25 protein-coding genes are annotated in these 26,857 nt (G+C 61.2%); 19 read left to right on the top strand and 6 right to left on the bottom strand.

All coding sequences use genetic code 11. From position 1 onward, the window contains the following. Window positions 1–67: 67 nt before the first annotated feature. Complete coding sequence (gene sixA, locus CR152_RS28185; RefSeq protein WP_099880537.1) at window positions 68–535, bottom strand: phosphohistidine phosphatase SixA; 468 nt, start codon at window positions 533–535, stop codon at window positions 68–70. Window positions 536–547: 12 nt separating this feature from the next. Further along, window positions 548–2,650: a polyphosphate kinase 1 gene (gene ppk1 / locus CR152_RS28180; RefSeq protein WP_099880535.1), complete on the bottom strand. Its 2,103-nt coding sequence runs from the start codon at window positions 2,648–2,650 to the stop codon at window positions 548–550. Window positions 2,651–2,881: 231 nt separating this feature from the next. Here ppk1 and pstS point away from each other — a divergent pair, with 231 nt between their 5' ends. The 10 genes from pstS to CR152_RS28130 all read left to right on the top strand — a co-directional run bounded on the left by pstS (window position 2,882) and on the right by CR152_RS28130 (window position 12,364). Further along, a complete protein-coding gene (pstS, locus tag CR152_RS28175; protein ID WP_099880533.1) occupies window positions 2,882–3,925 on the top strand; it encodes a phosphate ABC transporter substrate-binding protein PstS in 1,044 nt (347 codons plus the stop codon). Between the two features lie 171 nt (window positions 3,926–4,096). Then, window positions 4,097–5,086, top strand: a complete 990-nt coding sequence (pstC, locus tag CR152_RS28170) for a phosphate ABC transporter permease subunit PstC (RefSeq protein ID WP_229413853.1) — start codon at window positions 4,097–4,099, stop codon at window positions 5,084–5,086. Then, a complete protein-coding gene (gene pstA / locus CR152_RS28165; RefSeq protein ID WP_099880530.1) occupies window positions 5,083–5,943 on the top strand; it encodes a phosphate ABC transporter permease PstA in 861 nt (286 codons plus the stop codon). The genes pstC and pstA overlap by 4 nt, the downstream gene beginning before the upstream one ends. A gap of 25 nt (window positions 5,944–5,968) precedes the next feature. After that, on the top strand, window positions 5,969–6,754 hold the full coding sequence (gene pstB, locus CR152_RS28160) for a phosphate ABC transporter ATP-binding protein PstB (RefSeq protein ID WP_099880528.1): 786 nt from the start codon (window positions 5,969–5,971) through the stop codon (window positions 6,752–6,754). A gap of 31 nt (window positions 6,755–6,785) precedes the next feature. After that, on the top strand, window positions 6,786–7,493 hold the full coding sequence (phoU, locus tag CR152_RS28155) for a phosphate signaling complex protein PhoU (protein ID WP_054267437.1): 708 nt from the start codon (window positions 6,786–6,788) through the stop codon (window positions 7,491–7,493). A gap of 5 nt (window positions 7,494–7,498) precedes the next feature. Then, window positions 7,499–8,188 (top strand): response regulator, encoded by a 690-nt coding sequence (locus tag CR152_RS28150; RefSeq protein ID WP_099880526.1) that lies wholly within the window; start codon window positions 7,499–7,501, stop codon window positions 8,186–8,188. 101 nt (window positions 8,189–8,289) lie between these two features. Next, window positions 8,290–9,570, top strand: a complete 1,281-nt coding sequence (gene phoR, locus CR152_RS28145; protein ID WP_099880524.1) for a phosphate regulon sensor histidine kinase PhoR — start codon at window positions 8,290–8,292, stop codon at window positions 9,568–9,570. 230 nt (window positions 9,571–9,800) lie between these two features. Then, complete coding sequence (locus CR152_RS28140) at window positions 9,801–10,577, top strand: hypothetical protein (RefSeq protein ID WP_157778793.1); 777 nt, start codon at window positions 9,801–9,803, stop codon at window positions 10,575–10,577. Between the two features lie 390 nt (window positions 10,578–10,967). Next, window positions 10,968–11,882 carry a patatin-like phospholipase family protein gene (locus CR152_RS28135; protein WP_099880520.1) on the top strand — a complete coding sequence of 305 codons (915 nt, stop codon included), beginning with the start codon at window positions 10,968–10,970 and terminating at the stop codon, window positions 11,880–11,882. 77 nt (window positions 11,883–11,959) lie between these two features. Continuing rightward, window positions 11,960–12,364, top strand: coding sequence for a heme-binding protein (locus CR152_RS28130; RefSeq protein WP_099880518.1), 405 nt, complete (start codon window positions 11,960–11,962; stop codon window positions 12,362–12,364). 49 nt (window positions 12,365–12,413) lie between these two features. Here the strand turns inward: CR152_RS28130 and CR152_RS28125 are convergent, their stop codons facing one another. Further along, complete coding sequence (locus CR152_RS28125) at window positions 12,414–13,367, bottom strand: hypothetical protein (protein WP_099880516.1); 954 nt, start codon at window positions 13,365–13,367, stop codon at window positions 12,414–12,416. Window positions 13,368–13,397: 30 nt separating this feature from the next. Beyond that, the gene (locus tag CR152_RS28120) at window positions 13,398–14,090 is read right to left on the bottom strand and encodes a YajG family lipoprotein (protein WP_208640213.1); all 693 of its coding nucleotides are present in this window, start codon (window positions 14,088–14,090) and stop codon (window positions 13,398–13,400) included. Window positions 14,091–14,422: 332 nt separating this feature from the next. On the opposite strand from CR152_RS28120, the gene CR152_RS28115 reads away from it, so the two are divergent. After that, window positions 14,423–14,899, top strand: coding sequence for a nuclear transport factor 2 family protein (locus tag CR152_RS28115; RefSeq protein WP_099882863.1), 477 nt, complete (start codon window positions 14,423–14,425; stop codon window positions 14,897–14,899). A 60-nt stretch (window positions 14,900–14,959) separates the two neighbouring features. On the opposite strand, the gene CR152_RS28110 is transcribed toward CR152_RS28115, so the two are convergent. Next, window positions 14,960–15,373 (bottom strand): hypothetical protein, encoded by a 414-nt coding sequence (locus CR152_RS28110; protein WP_157778792.1) that lies wholly within the window; start codon window positions 15,371–15,373, stop codon window positions 14,960–14,962. Between the two features lie 292 nt (window positions 15,374–15,665). Here CR152_RS28110 and carA point away from each other — a divergent pair, with 292 nt between their 5' ends. The 4 genes from carA to CR152_RS28090 all read left to right on the top strand — a co-directional run bounded on the left by carA (window position 15,666) and on the right by CR152_RS28090 (window position 21,098). After that, complete coding sequence (gene carA / locus CR152_RS28105; protein WP_099880512.1) at window positions 15,666–16,829, top strand: glutamine-hydrolyzing carbamoyl-phosphate synthase small subunit; 1,164 nt, start codon at window positions 15,666–15,668, stop codon at window positions 16,827–16,829. Between the two features lies 1 nt (window position 16,830). Then, window positions 16,831–20,061, top strand: a complete 3,231-nt coding sequence (carB, locus tag CR152_RS28100) for a carbamoyl-phosphate synthase large subunit (RefSeq protein ID WP_099880511.1) — start codon at window positions 16,831–16,833, stop codon at window positions 20,059–20,061. Between the two features lie 96 nt (window positions 20,062–20,157). Next, a complete protein-coding gene (gene greA / locus CR152_RS28095; RefSeq protein ID WP_099880509.1) occupies window positions 20,158–20,637 on the top strand; it encodes a transcription elongation factor GreA in 480 nt (159 codons plus the stop codon). After that, a complete protein-coding gene (locus tag CR152_RS28090) occupies window positions 20,637–21,098 on the top strand; it encodes a DUF4149 domain-containing protein (RefSeq protein WP_099880507.1) in 462 nt (153 codons plus the stop codon). The genes greA and CR152_RS28090 overlap by 1 nt, the downstream gene beginning before the upstream one ends. Before the next feature lie 121 nt (window positions 21,099–21,219). Here CR152_RS28090 and CR152_RS28085 read toward each other — a convergent pair whose 3' ends face one another. Then, the gene (locus tag CR152_RS28085; RefSeq protein ID WP_099880505.1) at window positions 21,220–21,690 is read right to left on the bottom strand and encodes a YhbY family RNA-binding protein; all 471 of its coding nucleotides are present in this window, start codon (window positions 21,688–21,690) and stop codon (window positions 21,220–21,222) included. Window positions 21,691–21,731: 41 nt separating this feature from the next. Here CR152_RS28085 and CR152_RS28080 point away from each other — a divergent pair, with 41 nt between their 5' ends. The 4 genes from CR152_RS28080 to glmM all read left to right on the top strand — a co-directional run bounded on the left by CR152_RS28080 (window position 21,732) and on the right by glmM (window position 26,794). Further along, window positions 21,732–22,418: an RlmE family RNA methyltransferase gene (locus CR152_RS28080; protein WP_099880503.1), complete on the top strand. Its 687-nt coding sequence runs from the start codon at window positions 21,732–21,734 to the stop codon at window positions 22,416–22,418. 192 nt (window positions 22,419–22,610) lie between these two features. Further along, entirely contained in the window at window positions 22,611–24,500 is a 1,890-nt protein-coding gene (gene ftsH / locus CR152_RS28075) for an ATP-dependent zinc metalloprotease FtsH (RefSeq protein ID WP_099880501.1), read from the top strand. Window positions 24,501–24,597: 97 nt separating this feature from the next. Continuing rightward, window positions 24,598–25,434 (top strand): dihydropteroate synthase, encoded by an 837-nt coding sequence (gene folP, locus CR152_RS28070; protein WP_099880499.1) that lies wholly within the window; start codon window positions 24,598–24,600, stop codon window positions 25,432–25,434. 22 nt (window positions 25,435–25,456) lie between these two features. Then, window positions 25,457–26,794, top strand: coding sequence for a phosphoglucosamine mutase (glmM, locus tag CR152_RS28065; RefSeq protein ID WP_099880497.1), 1,338 nt, complete (start codon window positions 25,457–25,459; stop codon window positions 26,792–26,794). Window positions 26,795–26,857: the final 63 nt, after the last annotated feature.

Below are 26,857 nucleotides of genomic sequence, written 5' to 3'. Positions count from 1 at the left end.
ATTTCTCCCTTAGTTGATACTCCTAAACTTTAGCAGATCGATGTCGCAATTCAAGCTTGCGCTGCACTTATTTAACAATCAGGTCGGGCGCCATCACGCCTTTCAAGTACAGACTGTAGGGATCGAGCGCCTCGCGCTGCACCAGCCACCACGCATTGGCCTTCTTGATCTGCCAATCCTGCGGCTGGCCCGACAGCAGCAAGGCCGCCACCTGACCCAAGGTCGGCTGATGCCCGACCACCAGCACCGGCTCGCGCCCGTTGGGCCAGTTGGCCGCCATCAGCACATCTTCCGGATCGGCGCCCGGCGCCAGATCGTGCACGATCTTGAACTTGCGCTTGAGCGGCTCCACCGTCTGCAAGGTGCGCAGCGCCGGGCTGACCAGGATGCGGCAGCTGTCGGGCAGCTGCGAGGTCAGCCAGTCGGCCATGCGCCGCGCCTGCTTCTGGCCCTTGGGCGTGAGCGCGCGTTCCATGTCGTCCTGGCCCGGTTCGGCGTCGTGCGCCTCCGCATGCCGCCATAAGATCAGATCCATGCTGTCGTCTCCTTACTCGCTATCGACCGATGGCCGGCCCAAAAGTTGCATGAGATGATGCTGCGCCGAAAATTCAACCTGCTTGCCGCGCACCCGGCGGCGCTGGTAATGCCCGCTCGGATCGAGCTCCCATGCATTCGAGTTATCCTTCAGGTAAGGGTTCAAACCCTCGGTAATCACCCGCCGCTTGAGCGCCTTGTCCAGGATAGGGAAGGCGACTTCGATGCGGCGGAACAGGTTGCGGCTCATCCAGTCGGCGCTGGCCAGGTACACATCGTGCGCCAGGTCGTTGCGGAAGTAGTAAATCCGGCTGTGCTCCAGAAAGCGGCCGATGATCGAGCGTACCTTGATGTTTTCCGACAGCCCCGGCACGCCCGGTTTCAGCGTACACGCACCGCGCACGATCAGGTCGATCTTCACGCCGTCGTGCGAAGCCGCGTACAGCGCGCGGATCACCGATTCGTCCACCAGCGCGTTGATCTTGACGATGATGCGCCCCGGCCGGCCCGCACGGGCGATCTTGGCTTCATTGCGGATCGCCTTGATGATCTCGCTCTGCAGCGCGAACGGCGCCAGCCACAGATGGGTCAGCTTGTGCGGCTTGGTCAGGCTGGTCAGATGAATGAATACTTCGTTCACTTCCTGCGCCATTTCCGGGTGTGCGGTCAAGAGCCCGAAGTCGGTGTACAGGCGGGTGGTGGTCAGATGGTAGTTGCCGGTGCCGAGGTGGGCATAGAACCGCAAGCCGCCCGGGTTGCCGTCGGCATCGGCTTCCTCGCGCCGGATCACCAGCGCGACCTTGGCGTGGGTTTTCAGGCCGACCACGCCGTACACCACCTGGGCGCCGGCCTGCTCGAGCTTGTCGGCCCAGTTGATGTTCGCTTCCTCGTCGAAGCGCGCCATCAGTTCCAGGATCACCGTCACTTCCTTGCCGGCGCGGGCGGCGGCCATCAGCGCTTCCATCAGGTCCGAGTGCATGCCGGTACGGTAAATGGTCTGCTTGATCGCCACCACCGACGGGTCGTGCGCGGCCACCTGGATGAAGTCGACCACGGTCTGGAACGACTGGAAAGGGTGGTGCAGCAAAATGTCGTGCTTCTTGAGCTGCTCGAAGATGTCGTGATGCGCGACCTTTTGCGGCATGCCGGGGACAAAAGGCTCGAAGCGCAGGCCCGGCTTCTTCACATGGTCGATCAGTTCGGCCAGGCGCACCAGATTGACCGGGCCGTCCACCGCGTACAGGCGGCTCTTGTCGAGCCCGAACTGTTCGAGCAGGAAATCGGCCAGTTCCGGCGCGCAGTTCTTGGCCACTTCCAGCCGCACCGACGTGCCGAACTGGCGTCCCTGCAGCTCGCCCTTGAGCGCCTGGCGCAGGTTCTTGACCTCTTCCTCGTCGACCCACAGGTCGCTGTCGCGCGTGACCCGGAATTGGGAATAGGCGATCACTTCGCGCCCCGTGAACAGGTCTTCGATGTGCGAGTGAATGATGGACGAGAGCAGGCAGAACGAAATGCCGCCGTTGGTCGACAGGTGGTCCGGCAGGCGGATCACGCGCGGCAGCACCCGCGGCGCCTTGACGATGGCAATCCCGGTGCCGCGCCCGAAGGCATCCTTGCCGGTCAGCGAAATGATGAAATTGAGACTCTTGTTGACCACTTGCGGAAACGGGTGGGCCGGGTCGAGCCCGATCGGAGTGAGCAGGGGACGCACTTCGCGCTCGAAATATTCCTTGACCCAGGCCCGCTGCGCGTCGTTGCGGTCGGTGTGGCGCACCAGGTGCACACCGTTTTTCTGCAGTTCGGGCAGCACGTCGGTGTTGAGAACGGCGTACTGGTCCTTGACCAGATTGTGACATTCATTACTGATGCGGGCCAGGTTGGCCGCCAGCGCGGGATTTTCCGCCAGGTTGCCCTGGGCCAGCAGGCTGGCCACGCGCACTTCGAAAAACTCGTCCAGGTTGTTACTGACGATGCACAGGTAGCGCAGCCGTTCCAGCAGAGGCAGCGAAGGATCCTCGGCCTGGGCCAGCACGCGGCGGTTGAACGTCAATTGTGACAGCTCGCGGTCGAGGAAGATGTTGGCGCGCGCCGGGTCCGACGTCGATGCAGTTTTCATTATGTCTTTAACTAGTCAGATAGATAATAGTAAACGCAGCCAGTGTAATAAAGAAATATTACACGTCGGTGACACACGCCCCGAATTGTGTGACATGGCGAATCGGCATGCGAAGCGTATCATGCAGCCAGAAAAAGGATTCTTACAGGATTTCAGTCATGTCATAAACGTGTCATATTTGCGCGTTAGACTGCGCAGCATTCCACGTTGTATAACCCACAAGGACTTGATATGCGAATGAAACAATTGTTGGCTTCCATCATCGTAGGCATCGGCGCACTGGCGGCATCGACCTCCGCCCTGGCGGTTGACATGACCGGCGCGGGTGCGACGTTTCCTTACCCAGTGTATGCAAAATGGGCTGAGTCGTACAAGAAGGCCACCGGCAACGGCCTGAACTATCAGTCCGTCGGTTCGGGCGCGGGCATCAAACAGATCAAGGCGAAAACCGTCGACTTCGGCGCTTCCGACAAGCCGCTCGGCCTGGAAGAGCTCAACACCGCGGGCCTGATGCAGTTCCCGGCCATCATGGGCGGCGTGGTTACCGTGGTCAACATCGACGGCGTCGCTCCAGGCGTACTGAAACTGACCGGCCCGGTCATCGCCGACATCTACCTGGGCAAGATCACCAAGTGGAACGCGCCTGAAATCGCCGCCCTGAACCCTGGTGTCAAGCTGCCGGCCGAAGAAATCACCGTGGTGCACCGCGCCGACGGCTCCGGCACCACCTTCCTGTTCACCGATTACCTGTCGAAAGTGTCGCCGGAATTCAAGACCAAGATCGGCGCCGATGCAGCCGTGAAATGGGCAACCGGCGTGGGCGGCAAGGGCAACGAAGGCGTGGCCTCGACCGTGCAGCGCGTCAAGCACTCGATCGGTTACGTGGAATGGGCGTTCGCCAAGAAGAACAAGATCGCTCACACCCAGCTCAAGAACAAGGAAGGCACCTTCCTGCAGCCGGACGACGAGAACTTCAAGGCAGCCGCCGCTTCCGCCGACTGGGCCAAGGCGCCAGGCTTCGGCATCGTCCTGACCGACCAGGCTGGCAAGAACAGCTGGCCGATCACCGGCGTGTCGTACATCCTGATGCACAAGAGCCAGGCCGATGCCGCCAAGGGCAAGGAAGTGCTGAAGTTCTTCGACTGGTCGTTCAAGAATGGCAATGCGTCGGCTGTCGAACTGGACTACGTGCCGCTGCCGGACACGGTCACCAAGCTGGTGAGCGACTCCTGGAAAGCCAATCTGAAAGACGCTTCCGGCAAGTCGATCTGGTAAGACGGCAGGGGGTGGGTCTGGTGCCCGCCCCGCATGCGTAGTCGTGCAACGAAGTTACGGCAGGCAAGCCATGGGGCATGCCTGCCGGTCAGCATTAAAGTAACACCTTGAAACTACCTCCATGTGGACACCTAGCGAAGTCAATCAATGAGCGCAAACCCAACTATCGCAATGGACATGAGCAAACCAGCGGCGCCTGACCGTGAGCAGGTCGCCATGCTTTCAACGATGCGCAAGCAGCGCATCCAGGATTTTTTCTTCCACAAAGTGACCCTGCTGTTCGCGGCATCGGTCCTGATCGTGCTGATCGGAATCATCGGTTCGCTGGTGGTCGGCGCCGCGCCCGCCTTCAGGGAATTCGGCATCGGCTTCATCACCAGCGTCGAATGGGACCAGGGCAACGACAAATACGGCGCCATGATCGCCATCGTCGGCACCCTCGCCACCTCGATTATCGCCCTGCTGATCGCGTTTCCGGTCAGCTTCGGCATTGCACTGTTCCTTACTGAAATCTGCCCGGTCTGGCTGCGTCGCCCGCTGGGTACCGCCGTCGAACTGCTGGCGGGCATTCCCTCGATTATTTACGGCATGTGGGGCATGGTCGTGTTTGCGCCACTGTTCGCCGAATACGTGCAGCCGCTGTTGAAAAACACCCTCGGCCACTTGCCGATCATCGGCCATCTGTTCACCGGCCCGATGATGGGTATCGGCATCCTGACCGCCGGCCTGGTGCTGTCGATCATGATCATTCCCTTCATCGCCTCCGTCATTCGCGACGTGTTCGAGATCGTCCCGGCCGTGCTGAAAGAATCGGCATACGGACTGGGCTGCACCAAATGGGAAGTCGTGCGCAAGATCGTGCTGCCGTACACCAAGACCGGCGTGGTCGGTGGCGTCATGCTGGGCCTGGGCCGCGCGCTCGGCGAAACCATGGCGGTGACCTTCGTGATCGGTAACGCCAACAAACTGTCGTGGTCGATCTTCTCGGCCGGTAACAGCATCTCCTCGACCCTGGCCAACGAGTTTGCCGAAGCCCAGTCGGCGCTGCACGTGTCGTCGCTGCTGGCGCTGGCCCTGATCCTGTTCATCATTACATTCATTGTCCTGTCCGCCGCCAAGCTGATGCTGGCCGGAATGTCGCGCAAGGAAGGCGTCAAATGAGCCAGACCATTCTCAATCCCGTCTACCGCAAGCGCCTCTGGAAGCACCGCATCGGCATCGCCTTGTCGGTGATGGCCATGTCGGTCGGCCTGATTTTCCTGATGTGGATCCTGTGGACCTTGCTGAGCAAGGGTTTCGCCGGCCTCTCGCTGGGCCTGTTCACCCAGGACACGCCCGGTCCCGGCAGCGAGGGCGGCGGTCTGCGCAACGCCATCGTCGGCAGCCTGATGATCGTCGGCCTGGCCACCTTCATCAGCACCCCGATCGGCATCCTGGCCGGCGTCTACCTGGCCGAATACGGCGAAGAGAACCGCTTCGCCCAGGTCACCCGCTTCGTGACCGACATCATGCTGTCGGCACCGTCGATCGTGCTCGGCATTTTTGTGTGGACCATGTATGTCGACGTCTCCAAGCATTATTCGGGCTATGCCGGGTCGATTGCGCTATCCCTGATCGCCATTCCGGTGGTCGTGCGCACCACCGACAACATGCTGCGCCTGGTGCCGCAAAGCTTGCTGGAAGCTGCCTTCGCCCTGGGCGCGCCACGCTGGAAAGTGGCCACCACGGTGCGCCTGCGCGCTGTGAAATCGGGCGTGGTCACCGGCGTGCTGCTGGCGGTGGCCCGCATTACCGGCGAAACCGCACCGCTGCTGTACACGGCCCTGAACAACCAGTTCTTCAGTTCCGACATGAACGCGCCGATCGCCAACCTGCCGGTGGTCATCAATCAGTTCGCCATGAGCACCTCCGACAACTGGATCAACCTGGCCTGGGCCGCGGCCCTGCTGCTGACCTTCAGCGTGTTGTTATTGAACATTGTGTCGCGTACCATGTTCAGCCAGAAAACCACGAAATAATCGACCGATCCATCTTATGAGCCCTATGCCTACACCGATTCCTACTGTAACGCCAAAGAACAAGACGATCGAGATTTCCGGCCTGAACTTCTTTTACGGCAAAACGCAAAGCCTGACCAATGTCAGCCTCGACATTTTCGAAAAACAGGTCACGGCCTTCATCGGCCCGTCCGGCTGCGGCAAGTCGACCCTGCTGCGCACCCTGAACCGCATGTACGACCTGTACCCCGGCCAGCGCGCCGAGGGGTCGATCATGTACCGCGGCAAGAACATCCTCGATCCGGGCCAGGATGTGAACATGCTGCGCGCCAAGGTCGGCATGGTGTTCCAGAAGCCGACCCCGTTTCCGATGTCGATCTACGACAACATCGCCTTCGGCGTGCGCCTGTACGAAGACCTGTCCAAGGGCGAGATGGATGAGCGCGTCGAATGGGCGCTGAAAAAAGCCGCGCTGTGGGGCGAAGTGAAGGACAAGCTGACCAAGAGCGGCCTGTCGCTGTCGGGCGGCCAGCAGCAGCGCCTGTGCATCGCGCGCGGCGTGGCGGTGAAACCGGACGTGCTGCTGCTCGACGAGCCGACCTCGGCGCTGGACCCGATCTCGACTGCGAAAGTGGAAGAGCTGATCAGCGAACTCAAGCAAGATTACACGATCACCATCGTGACCCACAACATGCAGCAAGCCGCGCGTTGCTCGGACTACACCGCCTATATGTACCTGGGCGAGCTGGTCGAGTTCGGCGAGACCGACCAGATTTTCATGAATCCCGCCCGCAAGGAAACGCAGGATTACATTACCGGACGCTTTGGCTGAGCCACGACAATTCTAATTACGGAGAGCAGCAATGATAGGCGAGCATTCATCCAAGCAGTACGACCACGAACTTGAAACCATCCGCTCCAAGGTGTTGCTGATGGGCGGCATCGTCGAGACCCAGTTCCTCGACGCGATGACCTGTTTTCGCATCGGCAACCTGGAGCGCGCCGACCGCGTGATCGCGGAAGACGACGAAGTCAACCAGCTGGAAGTGGCGCTCGACGACGCCTGCAGCCACCTGATCGTGCGGCGCCAGCCGACCGCCAACGACCTGCGCACGGTCATGGCCACGATCAAGGTCATCACCGACCTGGAGCGCATCGGCGACGAAGCGGCCAAGATTGCGCGCACCTCCAAGAATCTGCACGGGCGCGGCGCCGTCGGCGTGAACCATTATGAAATGGTGCGCACGATCGCCACCGCCACGTCCGACATGCTGCACGACGCGCTGGACGCCTTTGCGCGCCTCGACGGCAAGCAAGCCTTGCAGCTGATCGCCCAGGATGCGGTGATCGACCATGAATTCCGCTCGATCATGCGCAACCTGATTACCTTCATGATGGAAGACCCGCGCACGATTTCGTCGGCGCTGGACACCTTGTGGGTGGCCAAGGCCATCGAGCGCATTGGCGACCATGCCAAGAACATCGCGGAATATGTCATCTACGTCGTTGAAGGCAAGGATATCCGGCACTCCAAACAGGCGCATTCGATCCCTGACAACCCCTTACCGTAATATCAATGGCATCTGACAAAACGACTGTATTGATTGTAGAAGACGAGCCGGCGATTGTGGAACTGGTCACGTTCTCGCTGCGCGAGGCGGGCTGGAATGTCTGTTCGGTGCAGAATGTGGCCGACGCGTGGGAATTCATGCAGCAGCGCATTCCGCACCTGATTTTGCTCGATTGGATGCTGCCCGACCAGACGGGCTTGAGGATGCTGTCGCGCATGCGTTCGGACCGCAATTTCCAGGATATTCCGGTGATCATGCTGACGGCCAAGAGCATGGAAGAGGACAAGATCGCGGGCTTGAACAATGGCGCCGACGATTACGTGACCAAGCCGTTTTCGCCGCGCGAGCTGCTGGCGCGCGCCAAGGCGCTGCTGCGCCGCAAGAGTCCGGAGCATGACCAGGCGGTCATGAGCGCCGGGCCGGTGACCCTGGACCCGGTCAGCTGCACGGTGTCGATCGACAGCCAGAAGATCGACATGGGGCATGCCGAGTTCAAGCTGTTGAAGTTTTTGCTCGCGCATCCGGAACGGGTGTTCTCGCGCAGCCAGTTGCTCGACAAGGTATGGGGCGACCATGTGGTGATCGAGGAACGCACGGTCGACGTGCATGTCCTCAGGCTGCGCAAGGCGCTCAAGGAATCGGAAAAGCTGATCAAGACCGTGCGCAGCGTGGGGTATATGCTGTCGGAGAAGTGAAGTTGTAACAGTAGTTAGTAGTGTAACCCGTCGCTTTTGCCCGTCGTTCCCGCCTGCGCGGGAACGACGGGGTAGCGTGAATAAGGACACCCCCCCGCAACATGAATCCCAAACTGCTGTTCTGGATCCCCGCGCTGCTGCGCATGTGCTTCATCCTGCTTGGCGCGGGCGTGTTCTGGTGGCTGTTCGGCCTGGTCTACGGCCTGGCCGTGGCCTTTCTCTCGGTCTTCATCCTGCTCTTCATCCAGCTCTCCTACCTGCACCAGCTCGGCGACTGGCTGGACGACCCGCACTCCGCCAAGCTTCCCGACGGCTGGGGTTCCTGGACCAATATCTTCTCGCGCCTGTACCGCCTGCGCCGCGACGACGAACGCAACCAGGCCGAACTGACAGAATGGCTGGCCCGTTTCCGCCAAGCCATGCACCTGCTGCCCGACGGCGTGGCCATCATGGACGACGTCCTGTTCCTCGAATGGTGCAATCCGGCCGCCGAACGCCACCTCGGCCTGACGCTTGAGCGCGACAAGGGCATGCGCGTCACCAACCTGATCCGCCATCCGGATTTCATCGACTACATCATCCTCGGGCGCTACGACAACCCGCTGACCCTGAGCTTCCGCGACCGCAAGCTGATCTGCCAGATCATCCCCTTCGAGAACCGGCGCCAGATTCTGGTCACGCACGACGCCACCGAGACCCAGCGCATCGAGGAAATGCGGCGCGACTTCATCGCCAACGCCTCGCACGAGCTGCGCACGCCGCTGACGGTGATTGTCGGCTTCCTCGAAATCGCGTCGAGCGAAATGAACCTCGATGCGGAAACGCGCATGTCGCACCTGAAACTGATGACCGAGCAGGGCCACCGCATGCAGCGCCTGATCGAGGACATGCTCACCCTGTCGCGCCTGGAATCGATGGATTACCCGCTGCGCAGCGAGCCGGTCGACATTGCCGCGCTGATGGAGCAGATCGTGCAGGAGGCGAGGGCGCTGTCGGGCGGCAAGCATCAGATCACGTCCAGCGTCAACGGGCCGGGCATCTCGGGCAATCCGGAAGAGCTGCGCAGCGCCTTCGGCAACCTGGCCTCGAACGCGGTGCGCTACACGCCGCCCGGCGGGACCGTGCACCTGGCCTGGCAGATGGGACCCAACGGCCCGCAATTCGTGGCCACCGATACCGGCATCGGCATCGACCAGATCCACATCGCGCGCCTGACCGAACGCTTTTACCGGGTCGACAAGAGCCGCTCGCGCGAAACCCAGGGCACCGGGCTGGGGCTGGCGATCGTCAAGCACGTGCTGCTGCGCCATGGCGGCAACCTGACCATCAAGTCGGAGGCGGGCAAGGGCAGCAGCTTCATCGTGTCGCTGCCGGCAGCCTGACGCTGACCGGAACGCCTTGCCCATTGCTGTAGAGATCAGCAAATGATTCATTCATGCAAAATATTGCAATGTATGAAATCTTATAAGAAATCAAAGTTCATTCTATCCAATGGAAATAAAGTTCTATAACTGTCTGTGCTGGAAAAGAAAGTTTTCGACGGGCAGTGTTGATGAAATGCATTTTGGCGAATGCATTCCATTTTGAATTTAATTTGAAAATTGGAGTGATAATGAATAAGCAAAGCAAACAGCGTATTCAACTGAAAACCGTGTCAATCGTCGTTGGCCTGTTGGCTGGGCTGGGCGGCATGAATGCCTCGGCGCAGTCCCTGCCATCTTCCAAAGCGACCTTCGCTTACACTTCGCTCACCGTTTTGCCGCCATGCAGTAGCGGTAGCGCTACTGGCTGTGCCGGCAATGGCAGCGACGGCTGGACGAGTATCTTGAAGCAGCAGCTCAAGACGGCGAATCAGAAAGACCTGTTTATCAATGCATCGCTTCAATGCGGCATCGTCACCGACACGACGGTAAAAAGCACCAACGGTTCCCTCGATACGGCGGAAGCACGGGGGACCGTCCGCGTGAAAGTGAAGATTACCGCTCCCTCTGGCGCGGTCAGTTACGCTCAGCCCTCGACCGGTCAGGATGCCACCAACACGACTGGCGATGGCATTGTGTTCTGCGACCGTGTGCAGACGCTCAAGGCAAGGTTTTCAGGCCTGAACTGCAAGGCCGATTTAACAACCGGCGCGGTGACTTGCGCCGACCCGGAGGAGCTGCAGCTGATCTTGAAAACGCTCAACGCCAACGCCTTTAACTTCGTGGCGCCGGGTGTCAGCTCCGGCGTGACTACCATCGAGGTGCTGGCACGGTCCTCCGCAAGTGCTTCCGCGACCGGCACCAACGGGTCGCTCGGCAGCGCCAATGCGTTTATCGGCGCGGGATCGGTCGCCATTGAAGAAGTTCGCATGATCAAGGGCAATACCGGCGAGACAATCAGCTTCTGAATCAACGTTTGAACGCTGATGTTGCCTTGGGCAGTGCGCGGCACGGCCCAAGGCAATCGCGGCGCGCTGACTGCCTTTCTCCCCAAGCAATTTCCATCAGGTCGACTTCGCTTCCACCGCGAAAATCTTCGTCACCCCTTCCACGCTGAACTCCACCACCCCGAAATGGGCGCGCAGATAGTTTTCCGGCGCACGCGCATTGTCTTGCCGGTTGTTGACGTGGGCGAGGTCGCTGTCGCTGCTGATCAGTGCCGGCTTTCCTTGTTGGTATAAACGATGATGAAATTTTTTTCATCTGGCAATTAGATCCGTGCCACCAGCGCAGCTTGGCGCGCTACCGCGTCCCCGGGAGCAGGTACAATCGTGGTCTTCGCTTCTTTGACGACCACTATGTTCACCAAACGCCGTACCCTGATCGCCCTCGCCGTGTTGCTCGCCGGCTGCGGCAGCAACCCCACCCCTCCGGCGGCCAAGCCGGCCGCTGTGCTGCAACCGGCGGCCGCCGCGCTGCCCAAGAAGATTCGCATCGGCCTGGCCCTTGGTGGCGGCGCTGCCCGCGGTTTCGCCCATATCGGCGTGATCAAGGCGCTCGAAGCGCAGGGTATCTACCCGGAAATCGTGGTCGGCACCAGTGCCGGCAGCGTGGTCGGCGCCATGTATGCCGCCGGCAACGATGGCTTCGCCCTGCAAAAGACCGCCATGGAAATGGATGAGGCCGAGATTTCGGACTGGGCCATGCCGCTGTTCGGCAAGTCGTCGGGCGTGCTCAAGGGTGAAGCCTTGCAGAATTACGTGAACAAGGCCGTCAAGAACGTGCCGATCGAAAAGCTCAAGATCCCCTTCGGCGCCGTCGCAACCGACCTGAACAACGGTCAGCCGATCCTGTTCCGGCGCGGTAACACGGGGCAGGCGGTGCGCGCGTCCTCGTCCGTGCCTAGCGTGTTCCAGCCGGTGCGCATTGGCGACCGCTCGTATGTCGATGGCGGCCTGGTGGCGCCGGTGCCGGTGCGCTTCGTGCGCGAAATGGGCGCCGATTTCATTATCGCCGTCAATATTTCGAGCCAGACCGACGCCCAGGCGGCCGTCAGCTCGCTGGAAGTGCTGATGCAAACTTTCGCCATCATGGGCCAGCGCCTCAATCACTACGAACTCAAGGATGCCGACATCGTCATCTCGCCAGCGCTGGCGAAGATGGGCAGCAACGATTTTGCCGGCCGCAACCGCGCCATCATGGCGGGAGAGCAGGCCGCCGCGGCGATGATGCCGCAGATCAAAGCCAAGCTCAAGGCGCGCCAGCAGTCATAAGCGCTATAGCCGTTCCGATATCGGCAACGCGCGCGCTTGCCGTAAAATCTGCCGCATTCATTCACCTGGGATTCAACATGCCATCGAAACCGTACCTGAACTTCGCCGACGTCACCAAAATCGCCGCCGCCGCGCAAGCCGAAGCCATCGCCAACAACTGGGCGGTCACCATCGCCATCGTCGACGACGGCGGCCACCTGCTGTCGCTACAGCGTCTGGACGGCGCTGCGCCCCTGTCCTCGCACATCGCCCCCGCCAAGGCCAAGACGGCGGCCCTGGGCCGGCGCGAAAGCAAGGTCTACGAAGACATCATCAATAACGGCCGCACGGCGTTCCTGACGGTACCGTTCGTGGAAGGGATGCTCGAGGGCGGCGTGCCGGTGATCGTCGACGGTCACGTGATCGGCGCCGTGGGCGTGTCGGGCGTGAAGTCGGACCAGGATGCGCAGATCGCCAAGGCGGGCATCGCCGCGCTGGCCTGATCAGGCCGGTCCGCGCTAGTTTGCGCGGACCGTGGAATGGGGTTGCCGCTCAGCCGGCAGGCGCCGCGGCAGGCGTAGCGGCAGCGCCGCAGCCAGCTTGCGCTTCCGCCTTGCGCGGCACCGCCATCAGATTGCCGCGCAGGGTGCGCAAGACCAGGTAGTCGCAGCTTTCGCTGATCAACTGCGCGCGCTCCATGCGCTCGCTCGCGCCTTCGTTGTAGCGCACGGTTTTGAACGGCAAGGCAGCCGTGCCGGCCGTCCCCATGTCCGCCAGCGCAATATCGAGCGCTTGCGCGTACATGCGCGCACTTTCCCACTTGAGCATGCCGGCGTCGTCGCCGAGCCACACATCCGGCCCAGCCTGGCCGCCGCGCTCCGGCGACACGATGCGGATGATGTTCTCGTAGGGCGTGACGCGGCCCGCCGTTTTGATCGAAATGGCGTTGTCGAGAATGAGCGCCTGGTGGTCCTGTGTCAGGTAAAACAGGGGCACGCTGTCGATCACGACGTCTCCCGGGGCCGGCGAGGCCGCTTGCGCGATGATCTGCCTGGCGCCGCCAGTCTTGATGTGCGCCAGCGAGGCTTGCATGAGTTCCTGGTGTGTATAGGCATCCAGCACGCTCTGGTAGGGGGCGAGGACTTGGTCCGCCTTGGTGCGGATGCGTTCCTTTTCAAGGTCGCGCATTGTGCCCGACACGACGGCGTGCGTGGCGACAGCGGCCAGCAGGCCGACCAGGCCGGGCGCGGGGTACATCACCGCACCGCCGCCGGCAACGCCAGCCTTGTCAAAATTGACCGCCCCACGAAACGCCACCTTGTCGGCGGCCGGAAGGCGCAGGCCGACGCGCTGCGCCGTCGCATCGCTTGCGGCTACGCCGGCCTGGACCGGCACGTCCGTGGCATGCGCCGGCTGCCATGGCATGGAAAGGCCCACCCCCGCGCACAGCGCCAGGCAGGCGGAAACGAGGTGGGGACGTGGCAGGCGGCGGGCGAAACGCATCATCGGGGCTGGTCTTTCAGAAAAGTGAATGGCTTAATTGGACAATGGCTTGACGATCTGGTCCTTGGTCATTTCCAGTACCTGGAAATACGCATTCGACACGCCCGGGAAGGTCGGCGGTTCATCCCATTTGCCATCGGCAGCCTTCTGCACGTCCAGCGGCACGTACCATTCGTACGAATTGTCGGCCAGGTTGACGATGTAGGCGGCACCGGCGATCTTCGCTTTCGGGTCGCTGGTCGGAATGTACGATGCGAAGGTGCGCTCGACGCCAACCGTGGTCAGGCCGATCACCAGCAGCTTGTCGATCTTGTGGCTGGCTTTCAGGCCGGACAGGTCCTTGCGCGAGAATCCCGGAGCAGCCTTGCCATTGTCGGGCAGGGCGGCGAAATCGAGTTTCTCGATCATGGTGACGTTCGCGCCGCGCTGCTTGAGGATGGTAGCAACCTGGGCCGGCAGTTGCGGCAAGTCTTCGTAAGGCAGCGTCTTGACGTGGCTGGTCAGGGACGAGTTCATGACCGAGGCCGCAGCCATGCACAACAGGCAATTCGCACCGGGAAACTGGGTGTCGACCACCGGCAGTGCCGCCATGTAGACGCCGTAGTTGTTGGTCGGCGCGACGAAGGCTTGCGGCGCCAGGGCCACCGGCGTTTGTGGCGGCGTCATGCAGCCGGTGAGGATGGCGAAACAGGCGACCAGCGCGGCGGATGAAAGACGTAAGTTCACGGAAGACCTATTATTTAAAGCGGTTAAATGAAAACAGGCCCGCATCACCATGGTGATGTGGGCCTGCTGACGCGTTGCCCCGGCCAGGATGCGGCCAGTCGGACATGCATGTTTGATATTATAGGTCAACTTAAATTACAAAATGGAACTGTATTTATGAATTGTTGTTTTTGATTACTTTTTACTGATGATTACACCTCGACGCCTTGCATGACCGCGCGCTGTCCGCTATGGCGTCCGCTACGGTGCTGATCCGGTTTTTCGGTTCCGCCTGGTGCGGGTAATCACGCCGGCAATCGCGTATGTTGTCGTTTTGATTCGAGAGAATGTCCATGAGCGCTACTGAAAACCGTCCTCCATTGCCGCCCTTTACGCACGACGCGGCCACACGCAAGGTGCGCCTGGCCGAAGATGGCTGGAATTCGCGCGACCCGGCGCGCGTGGCGCTGGCCTACACCGCCGACAGCCGCTGGCGCAACCGCGCCGAATTCGTCACCGGACGCGAGGCCATCGTCGGCCTGCTGACGCGCAAATGGGTGCGCGAGCTCGACTACCGGCTGATCAAGGAATTGTGGGCCTTCGGCGGCAACCGCATCGCGGTGCGTTTTGCCTACGAGTGGCGCGACGACGCGGGCAACTGGTTCCGTTCATACGGCAACGAGAATTGGGAGTTCGACCAGCAAGGCTTGATGGCGCTGCGCCATGCCAGTATCAACGACCTGCCGATCGGGGAGCGGGAGCGCCAATTCCACTGGCCGCTCGGGCGCCGCCCGGACGATCATCCGGGGCTGAGCGAACTCGGTCTGTAAGTGCCGCTGTTGTTTGCGCGGTCCGGCGATCCGGCGATCCGGCGATCCGGCGCCCCCGGGTCAGGAGTGGATCAGCGGACCTTCCGGCGCCGAATCGGCGGCGTTGGTCCGTTCCAGCCATTCGAGCAGCAGCGGCATGTCGCGCACCTCGATTTCCGGACCCTGGACGAAACCGACCTGCGTCAGGTTGCTGGCGTCGCATACCAGCTTGTTAACAGTGGGCGACAGTTCGACCATCCTCCCGTACGATTTCCACACCTTGCTTTCCCACTTGTGCAGGGACGAATCGTTGAAACGGTTGTTCTCGAAGTAGACGGTGACCGAGCCATCGCTGTTGCCGAAGCCAACCATGCCCGAGCCGTTCTTGAGCATGTCCTTGACCGCGTCTTCCGCGTTCACCCTGGGCACGAACACGGCTGCCCGTCCGCCCGGATTGGGGCGCTCCATCGGCGTATCTCTTCCAAACGTAGACATAATCACATTTCCTGGTAAATGTTTGCCTGAGGATGCTGTAATAAATGTATAGAGGACGGCCGGTCGTGTCCAGTAAAAGCGCGAAAAGCGACGTAATCAGGCCCGGCGGCGATTGCCGGGAAGGCCGCGTTGCGCTATAATTTGGAGGTTTAGCCATTCATACACCTACCGTAGCGACTACCCACCATCCCTCATTCAAAATGACACCATCCCCCTGAGCGCAAGCGCACCGGGAAACCATGGTCGTCGGTCTGACGTGGCGCAGCTACGGTAACTTTATCAGGAGTTGCCCTTGCCGCCATTTTTTTCTGGCCCCGCCGTTCCAGCCATCCTGGCCCTCGCCGATGGAACGATATTTAAAGGTTTTTCCATTGGCGCCGCCGGCCATACCACCGGGGAAGTCGTGTTCAACACGGCCATGACCGGTTACCAGGAAATCCTGACCGATCCAAGCTACTCGCGCCAGCTCGTCACGCTGACCTATCCGCACATCGGCAATACGGGCGTCAATCCGGAAGACGTCGAGGCAAGCAAGGTCCACGCCGCAGGGCTGATCATCCGCGACCTGCCGCTGCTGGCATCGAACTTCCGTTCGACCCAGTCGCTGTCCGATTACCTCAAGGCCGAAAACATCGTCGCCATTTCCGGCATCGATACCCGCAAGCTGACGCGCCTGTTGCGCGAAAAGGGCGCGCAGGGCGGCGCCATTTTGGTCGGCACGCAGGGCAACGAGCCGTCGCAGGTGCAGGCACTGGAACTGGCACGCTCGTTCCCTGGCCTGGCCGGCATGGACCTGGCCAAGGTGGTCTCGACCACTAGCGCCTACGAGTTTCTCGAAACCGAATGGAAGCTGGGCGTTGGCTACGGCAAGCTCGCCGATCCTAAATTCCACGTTGTGGCCTTCGACTATGGCGTCAAGCGCAACATCCTGCGCATGCTGACCGAACGTGGCTGCAAAGTGACCGTGCTGCCGGCCCAGGCCAGCGCCGCCGACGCACTGGCATTGAACCCGGACGGCATCTTCCTGGCCAACGGCCCGGGCGACCCGGAACCGTGCGACTACGCGATCGCGGCCAGCCGCGAGCTGATCGAGCGCGGCATCCCGACCTTCGGCATCTGCCTGGGTCACCAGATCATGGCGCTCGCTTCCGGCGCGCGCACGCTCAAGATGAAGTTCGGCCACCATGGCGCCAACCATCCGGTGCAGGATCTCGATTCGCGCAAGGTGATGATCACCTCGCAGAACCACGGTTTCGCGGTCGACGCGCAAACCCTGCCGGCCAACTGCCGCGTGACCCACGTATCGTTGTTCGACGGCTCGCTGCAGGGCTTTGCCCGCACCGACAAGCCGGCCTTCTGCTTCCAGGGCCACCCTGAAGCCTCGCCGGGCCCGAACGACGTAGCTTACCTGTTTGACCGCTTCATCAGCCTGATGCAAGCCGCGGAGAAAAATTAATATGCCAAAGCGTAGTGACATTAAAAGTATTCTGATTATTGGCGCCGGCCCGATCATCATCGGCCAGGCTTGCGAGTTCGATTATTCCGGCGCCCAGGCGTGCAAGGCGCTGCGCGAGGAGGGCTACAAGGTCATCCTCGTCAACAGCAACCCGGCGACCATCATGACCGACCCGGAAATGGCGGACGTGACCTACATCGAGCCGATCACCTGGAAGGTCGTCGAGCGCATCATCGCCAAGGAGCGCCCGGACGCGATCCTGCCGACCATGGGCGGCCAGACCGCGCTCAATTGCGCGCTCGACCTGCACAACAACGGCGTGCTCAAACAGTACAACGTGGAGCTGATCGGCGCCTCGCCGGAAGCCATCGACAAGGCTGAAGACCGCTCCAAGTTCAAGGAAGCGATGACCAAGATCGGCCTCGGTTCGGCGCGCTCCGGCGTGGCCCATTCGATGGACGAATCGTGGGCGGTGCAGCGCGAAATGGGTTTCCCGACCATCATCCGCCCATCGTTCACCATGGGCGGCACCGGCGGCGGCATCGCCTACAACGAAGAAGAATTCGAGACCATCTGCAAGCGCGGCCTGGAAGCGTCGCCGACCAAGGAACTGCTGATCGAAGAGTCCCTCATCGGCTGGAAAGAGTACGAGATGGAAGTGGTGCGCGACAAGGCGGACAACTGCATCATCATCTGCTCGATCGAAAACCTGGACGCCATGGGCGTGCACACGGGCGACTCGATCACCGTGGCGCCGGCGCAGACCTTAACCGACAAGGAATACCAGATCATGCGCAACGCGTCGCTCGCGGTGCTGCGCGAGATCGGCGTCGACACGGGCGGCTCGAACGTGCAGTTCGCGATCAACCCGGCTGACGGGCGCATGATCGTCATCGAAATGAATCCGCGCGTGTCGCGTTCGTCGGCGCTGGCATCGAAAGCGACCGGTTTCCCGATCGCCAAGATCGCCGCCAAGCTGGCCGTGGGCTTCACGCTCGACGAACTGCGCAACGAGATCACCGGCGGCGCCACGCCAGCCTCGTTCGAGCCGTCGATCGACTACGTCGTTGTCAAGATCCCGCGCTTCACGTTCGAAAAATTCCCGGCCGCCGACCATCACCTGACCACCCAGATGAAGTCCGTCGGTGAAGTCATGGCGATCGGCCGCACCTTCCAGGAATCGTTCCAGAAGGCCCTGCGCGGCCTGGAAGTGGGCGTCGATGGCCTGAACGAAAAAACGCGCGACCGCGAGAAGATCGAAGAAGAACTCGGCGAGCCGGGTCCGGACCGCATCTGGTACGTGGGCGACGCCTTTGCCCAGGGCTTCACCCTGGAAGAAGTGCATCAGCTGACCCACATCGATCCGTGGTTCCTGGTGCAGATCAAGGAAATCGTCGACATCGAACTGTGGCTCGATAACCAGACGCTCGAAGCGATCGACAAGCCGACCCTGTACAAGTTGAAGCAAAAAGGCTTCTCGGACCGCCGCCTGGCCTTCCTGCTGCACACGACCGACAAAGTCGTGCGCGAGACGCGCCATGCGATGGGCATCCGTCCGGTGTACAAGCGGGTCGACACCTGCGCGGCCGAATTTTCGACCGACACCGCGTACATGTACTCGACCTACGATGAAGAGTGCGAGTCAAACCCGAGCGACAAGAAAAAGATCATGGTGCTGGGCGGTGGCCCGAACCGCATCGGCCAGGGTATCGAATTCGATTACTGCTGCGTGCACGCGGCGCTGGCGATGCGCGAAGACGGCTACGAGACCATCATGGTCAACTGTAATCCCGAGACCGTGTCGACCGACTACGATACCTCGGACCGCCTGTATTTCGAGTCGCTGACGCTGGAAGACGTGCTGGAAATCGTCGCCATCGAAAAGCCGGTCGGCGTGATCGTGCAGTACGGCGGCCAGACCCCGCTGAAGCTCGCGCTCGACCTGGAAGCGAACGGCGTACCGATCATCGGCACCTCGCCCGACATGATCGACGCGGCTGAAGACCGCGAACGCTTCCAGCAGATGCTGCAGAAAATGGGCCTGCGCCAGCCGCCTAACCGCACCGCGCGCACGGAAGCCGAAGCACTGGCGCTGGCGCAGGAAATCGGCTACCCGCTGGTGGTGCGTCCATCGTATGTGCTGGGCGGCCGGGCGATGGAAATCGTCCACGAACAGCGCGACCTGGAACGCTACATGCGCGAAGCGGTCAAGGTATCGCACGATTCGCCGGTGCTGCTGGACCGCTTCCTGAACGACGCCATCGAAGTCGACGTCGACTGCATTTCTGACGGCGAAACCACCTTCATCGGCGGCGTGATGGAGCACATCGAGCAGGCTGGCGTGCACTCGGGCGACTCGGCCTGTTCGCTGCCGCCGTATTCGCTCTCGCAAGAGACCATCGATGAACTCAAGCGCCAGACTTCGCTCATGGCCAAGGGGCTGAACGTGGTCGGCCTGATGAACGTGCAGTTCGCGATCCAGAAGACCGAAGTCGATGGCGTGATGGCGGACACCGTGTTCGTGCTGGAAGTGAACCCGCGTGCCTCGCGCACGGTGCCGTTCGTGTCCAAGGCCACGGGCCTGCAGCTGGCCAAGATCGCGGCGCGCTGCATGGTCGGCCAGTCGCTCGAATCGCAGGGCATCACCAAGGAAGTCATCCCGCCGTTCTACAGCGTGAAGGAAGCCGTGTTCCCGTTCGTGAAATTCCCGGGCGTGGACACCATTCTCGGACCGGAGATGAAGTCCACCGGTGAAGTCATGGGCGTGGGCATGACCTTCGGCGAAGCATTCGTCAAGTCGCAGATGGGTGCCGGCGTCAAGCTGCCTGAATCGGGCAAGGTATTCCTGTCGGTGAAGGGCTCGGACAAGCCGCGCGCGGTGAAAGTGGCGCGCGACCTGCAGTCGATGGGCTTCCAGGTCGTCGCAACCAAGGGTACGGCGGCGGTGATCACGGCGGCGGGCATTCCGTGCCAGGCCGTGAACAAGATGATCGAAGGCCGTCCGCACGTGGTCGACATGATCAAGAACCACGAGATCGCACTGGTGATCAACACGGTCGAAGAAAAACGCAGTGCGATTGTCGACTCGCGCCAGATCCGAATTTCGGCTTTGGCCGCGCGCGTGACGACATACACTACAATAGCGGGTGCGGAGGCTGCGGTCGAAGGCATGCGTCATCTCGACGAGTTGCGCGTGTACGATTTACAAGGCCTGCATAAAACCTTAAACTAAGCAGCACGCAAGACCTCTTGACCACAGGGCGCGCGCCGGGAGCTTTCCGGCGCGTGCCCTGTGGTTTTCACTTTTCAGTAGAAACGCGAATACGACATGAACACATCAGTTCCACTTACCAAATACGGCGCCGAACTGCTCAAGGAAGAGCTGCATCAGCTCAAGACCAAAGAGCGCCGCATTGTGATCGACGCGATCGCCGAAGCGCGCTCGCATGGCGATTTGTCCGAGAACGCCGAATACGACGCCGCCAAGGAGCGCCAGGCATTCGTCGAAGGCCGCATTGCGGAGCTGGAAGGCAAATTGGGCGCCGCGCAGATCATCGATCCGGCCACCCTGGACGCCGAAGGGCGCGTGGTGTTCGCCTCGACCGTCGACCTGGAAGACCTGGACAACGGCACCAAGGTGACGTACCAGATCGTGGGCCTGGACGAAGCGGACCTCAAGCTCAATAAGGTCTCGGTCACGTCGCCCATCGCGCGCGCGCTGATTGGCAAGTACGCCGGTGATGTGGTCGAAGTGCAGGCGCCATCGGGCCCGCGCGAATACGAAATCCTCGAAGTCAAGTACATCTGATGCTGCTGGCGCGGGCCCGTTTGCTGCTGGTGACGGCGTGGGCGGGCAGTTTGTGGACGGTGGGTTATCTGGTGGCCCCGACCCTGTTCCGCACCCTGTCCGACAGCGTGCTGGCCGGGACGATTGCGGGCAGCATGTTCAGGAGCGAGGCGATCGTGTCGCTGGTGTGCGGCGCGGGTTTGCTGGTGTTGCTGGCGCTGGAGAAGGGCTTTGACGCGAAGCGCAAGCGCTTGCTGATGCTGGTGGTGGCCGGGATGCTGGCGCTGGTGGCGGTGAGTACGCTGGGACTGGGGCCGATGATGGCGGCGCTGAAGGAAGCGGCGCCTGGCGGCATGATGGAGCCGGCCGCGCGCAAACAGTTCGGCATGCTGCACGGGGTGTCGATGGTGTTGTATCTGATTCAGAGCGTGCTGGCGGGGGTGCTGGTGTTCAAGAACCCAGCCGCGCCGATAACTCGATAGTCATCGTTCCAGTTGCCTCGTCGTTCCCGCGCAGGCGGGAACCCAAGTTCGTGAAGCAGTCGGTGACTCATAAAACTTGGGTTCCCGCCTGCGCGGGAACGACGGTAGTGCAACGCTGGGATTATTTTCCCAGTGCGCCTTTCTTAGGGCTGCTCTGGCGCGGTTTGGCGCGCTTGATGGTGCCGCCTTCCGTCACACGCTCATTGCCCTTGATCATGACCTTGGTCACGGACGGACGCTTGGTACCGCTTGCGCTCGCTTTAACAATGGTAACTTCGCGCATTCCTTTACCCGACTTGCCGCTGCGTTCCTTTGCCACTTCCACTTTGGGACGGTAAATGACCAGCAGTTTGCCGATGTGTTGTACCGGAGCCGCATCGAGTTCGGTACAAATGTTCTCGTAGATTTCTGTGCGCATGGCGCGGTCGTCGCCTAACACGCGGACCTTGATCAGGCCGTGCGAGTCGAGGCTGGCCGAGATCTCCTTGATCACGGCTGGCGTCAGGCCCGCTTCGCCGATGATGACGACAGGCTTGAGCGCATGCGCTTCAGCGCGCAGTGCACTGCGCTCGACGGGGGTAAGTTTTTGCATAATATTTTTAGATAGTCCTTTAAAAGCAGTATTCTACGCGAATGGCAAAGAACAAATTAAACAAAAACTGGTTGCACGACCACATAAACGACCCCTACGTGAAGTTGGCGCAGAAAGAGGGTTACCGTGCACGCGCCGCCTACAAGCTCAAGGAAATCGACGAGAGCGAGAAGCTGATCAAATCCGGCCAGGTCATCGTCGACCTCGGCTGCACCCCGGGCAGCTGGGGCCAGTACGTCCGGCGTAAACTCGCAGGCAAGGATGGCGGCGGCATCAACGGCACCATCATCGGCCTCGACATGCTGCCGATGGAGCCGATCGCCGACATGCACTTTATCCTGGGCGACTTCCGCGAGGCGCGCATCCTGCGCCAGCTCGACACCATCCTGGCCGGGCGCAAGTGCGACCTGGTGCTGTCGGACATGGCGCCCAACCTGTCGGGCATCCCCACGGCCGATTCGGCCCGCATGGAGCACCTGATCGACCTGGCCATCGAATTTTCGCAATTCCACATGAAACCGTCCGGCGCCCTGGTGGTGAAATGCTTTAAAGACATGGGTTTCAGCCAGATCGTGGAGAAGTTCCGGGCCGAGTTCAAGGTCGTCAAGCAGATCAAGCCGAAGGCCAGCCGCGACAAATCGTCCGAAATTTTCCTCGTCGGCAAGGGGCTGAAAAATCCTACCGACAAGAATACCGCGCTGGAAGAAGAATCTCCCCTTGATATTTGATGGGTTTAGCCGCACATCAGCCAAGGAAAGCCGCAAAAGGCATGGAAATTGGGTAAGAATTGCCTAATCTTCATGGCTTTTCAGTAGTTTTTCAGCCCGGCAGCGGGGCGTGCGTGGCACCGCCTGCTTATTGCGAGTAAAATCGGCGTTCTAAAATCGGTAAAAAGATGCGCCTGCATCGAAGGAGTTTTCGTGAATAATATGTTTTCAAAATCCGCCATCTGGGTAGTCGTTGCCCTGCTGTTGTTCATGCTGTTCAGACAGTTTGACAACCACAGCGCTGCCGGCGGCAGCAAGGCCATCCCTTATTCCGAACTGCTCGATGAGGTCAAGGCCCGTCGCATCAAGGATGTGGTCATCGAAGGTCAGAACATCACCGCCACGCGCTCGGATGACACCAAGGTACGTGCCACCGCGTCGATGCTCGACCGCGGCCTGGTATCGGACCTGCGTGATGCGAATGTGCATTTCGACATCAAACCGCCTGAAGATCCATCGTTCCTGACGACCGTGTTCATTTCCTGGTTCCCGTTCCTGTTGCTGATCGGCGTCTGGGTCTTCTTCATGCGCCAGATGCAGGGCGGCGGCAAGGGCGGCGCTTTCTCCTTCGGCAAGTCCAAAGCACGCATGATGGATGAAACCAACAACACCGTCACCTTCGCCGACGTCGCCGGTTGCGACGAAGCGAAGGAAGAAGTCAACGAGATCGTCGACTTCCTCAAGGACCCGACCAAGTTCCAGAAGCTGGGCGGACGCATTCCGCGCGGCGTGCTGATGGTTGGTCCTCCGGGCACCGGTAAAACCCTGCTGGCGCGCGCCATTGCCGGCGAAGCCAAGGTGCCGTTCTTCTCGATTTCCGGTTCGGACTTCGTTGAAATGTTCGTCGGCGTCGGTGCGAGCCGCGTGCGCGACATGTTCGAGAACGCCAAGAAACACTCGCCTTGCATCATCTTCATCGACGAGATCGACGCGGTCGGACGTCATCGTGGCGCCGGCATGGGCGGCGGTAACGACGAGCGCGAACAGACCTTGAACCAGCTGCTGGTCGAGATGGACGGTTTTGAAGCCAGCTCCGGCGTGATCGTCGTGGCCGCCACCAACCGCGCCGACGTACTCGACAAGGCGCTGCTGCGTCCGGGCCGTTTCGACCGCCAGGTCATGGTTGGCCTGCCGGACATCCGCGGCCGTGAACAGATTCTCAATGTGCACATGCGCAAGGTGCCTATCGGCGCCGACGTCAAGGCCGACATCCTGGCACGCGGTACGCCTGGCTTCTCGGGCGCCGACCTGGCCAACCTGGTCAACGAAGCAGCCCTGTTCGCCGCGCGCCGCAGCAAGCGCCTGGTGGAAATGAGCGACTTCGAAGATGCCAAGGACAAGATCTACATGGGTCCCGAGCGTAAATCGATGGTCATGCGCGAAGAAGAACGCCGCAACACCGCGTACCACGAGTCCGGCCACGCCGTCATCGCCAAGCTGCTGCCGAAGGCCGATCCGGTGCACAAGGTCACGATCATGCCGCGCGGTTATGCCCTCGGCCTGACCTGGCAGCTGCCTGAACACGACGTCCTGTCCGGCTACAAGGACAAGATGCTGGAAGAAATCTCGATCCTGTTCGGTGGCCGTATCGCCGAAGAACTGTTCGTCGGTCAGATGTCGACCGGCGCGTCGAACGACTTCTCGCGTGCCACCAAACTGGCGCGCTCGATGGTGACGCGTTTCGGCATGAGCGACAGCATGGGCGTGATGGTCTACGAGGATAGCGAGAACGAAGGTTTCTTCGGCGGCGCCACCAAGACCATTTCCGAGGCGACCCAGCAAAAGGTCGATGCGGAAATCCGTTCGATTCTCGACACGCAGTACGCGCTTTCGCGCCGCCTGCTGGAAGAGAACCGTGACAAGGTCGAAAAAATGACCCGCGCGCTGCTCGACTGGGAAACCATCGACGCCGACCAGATCAACGACATCATGGCCGGGCACGAGCCGCGCGAACCGAAGTCGGGTGTGCTGACCAAGCGCACGCCGCCTCCGGGCGACAGCGGCTCGGGCGGGGTTTCACCGAACGCGACAGCACCGGCGTAAATTTCTCCGGTTCTTGCAAGGTTGTATATAATGCCGTTCAGACAAGACTGAACGGCATTTTTTATGGTCGATCAATTAACAACACGATGTAAACGGAATGCGACAATATTTTCAATGCGGCCGCTTTGGCTTCGACCTGGCGGCCAAACCGCTGGTCATGGGCATCCTCAACGTCACGCCTGACTCGTTTTCCGATGGCGGGCGTTTCCAATCGCTTGAGTTTGCGCTCTCGCGCGCCGAGGAAATGGCGAGCGAAGGTGTCGACCTGATCGATATCGGCGGCGAATCGAGCCGTCCGGGCGCGCCCGGCCTCGCGCTCGACGAGGAACTGCGCCGGGTGATGCCGGTGCTGTACGCGCTGCGCGACCTCGGCAAGCCCTTGTCGATCGATACCTACAAGCCGGAGGTGATGCGCGAGGCGATCCTGGCCGGGGTCGACATGATCAACGACATCAATGCGTTTCGGGCGCCCGGTGCGCTGGAAGCGGTGGCGGGCAGCGACTGCGCGCTGTGCGTGATGCACATGCAAAGTACGCCGCAAACCATGCAGCAGGAACCCGTCTACGCCGACGTGGTGCGCGAGGTCACGGATTTTCTGCGCGAACGGGTCGAGGCCATGCTGGCCATCGGCATCGAACGCCAGCGCATCTGCATCGATCCGGGTTTTGGATTCGGCAAGACGGTGGAACACAACTATGCCTTGTTGCGTAATATCGGCAACATGCAGCGGGAACTGGGGTTGCCCGCGCTGGCGGGCGTGTCGCGCAAATCGATGATCGGCGCCGTGACCGGCAAACCGGTCGAGCAGCGCCTGGCCGGCAGCCTTGCGGGCGCACTGGCTGCGGTGGCCCAGGGCGCGCGCATCGTGCGCGTCCATGATGTAATTGAAACGGTAGATGCACTCACAGTGTGGCAAGCTGCCACCATTCATTAATTTATTCAATAAAAGAGAAAACATGGCACGTAAATATTTCGGTACGGACGGTGTGCGCGGGCTGGTTGGCGTGGCGCCGATCACCCCTGATTTCGTGATGCGCCTCGGCTATGCCGCGGGTAAAGTCCTGGCGAAAACCAACGCCGCTTCCGGCCGCCCGACGGTCCTGATCGGCAAGGACACCCGTATTTCCGGTTACATGCTTGAATCGGCGCTGGAAGCGGGTTTCAATGCCGCCGGTGTGGACGTGATGCTGGCCGGCCCGATGCCGACCCCGGCCGTGGCCTACCTGACGCGCGCGCTGCGCCTGTCGGCCGGTGTGGTCATTTCGGCGTCGCACAACCCGTTCCAGGACAATGGCATCAAGTTCTTCTCCGAACACGGCACCAAGCTGCCGGATGCGGTCGAGCACGAAATCGAAACCATGATCGACCAGCCGATGGAGTGCGTGCCGGCCGAAAAGCTGGGCCGCGCCAAGCGCCTGGAAGATGCCAAGGGCCGCTACATCGAGTTCTGCAAGAGCACTTTCCCGAACGAACTCGACCTGCGCGGCTTGCGCATCGTGCTCGACTGCGCACACGGCGCGGCGTACCACATCGCACCGCACGTGTTCCACGAACTGGGCGCGGAAGTCATCGCCATCGGCAACAAGCCGAATGGCTTTAACATCAACGACGGCTTCGGCGCGACCGCACCGAAAGCCATGGCCGCGGCCGTGCTCGAACACCGCGCCGACCTCGGCATCGCGCTCGACGGCGACGCCGACCGCCTGGTCATGTGCGACGGCGCCGGCCGTATCTACAACGGCGACGAGCTGCTGTATGTGATGGTGCGCGACCGCATGATGACCGGTCCGGTTGCCGGCGCGGTGGGTACCCTGATGACGAACATGGCGCTGGAAGTGGCGTTCAAGGAACTCGGCATCGGTTTCGCGCGCGCCAAGGTGGGCGACCGCTACGTGCTGGAAGTGATGAAGGAAAACGGCTGGCTGTTCGGCGGCGAAGGTTCGGGCCACTTGCTGGCACTGGACAAGCACACCACCGGCGACGGTATCGTGTCCGCGCTGCAAGTGCTGTCGGCGCTCAAGCGCAGCGGCAAGAGCCTGGACAAGTGCTGCAAGGAACTGACCTTGTATCCGCAGACGCTGATCAACGTGCGCGTGCCGGCCGGCTTCGACTGGACCAAGCATCCCGACATGGTGGCCGAGAAGGAAGCCGTGGAAGCGGAACTGGGCGATACGGGCCGCGTGCTGATCCGCGCATCCGGCACCGAGCCGCTGATCCGCGTGATGGTGGAAGCGAAGAATGCGCAGGTCGCCGAATCGACCGCGCGCCGGATTGCCAACAAAGTTCCGGCGTAAGCAGGCAGCGGCGAAGGGGGAGGGCGCGGCCGTGTTGACGGCGCGCAGGCAGGCAAGTTGATG

The sequence above is a fragment of the Massilia violaceinigra genome (assembly GCF_002752675.1).
Taxonomy (GTDB): domain Bacteria; phylum Pseudomonadota; class Gammaproteobacteria; order Burkholderiales; family Burkholderiaceae_D; genus Telluria_A; species Telluria_A violaceinigra.
Note: the sequence above shows the minus strand (reverse complement) of the source record. Positions and strands in the feature narration are given on the sequence as shown.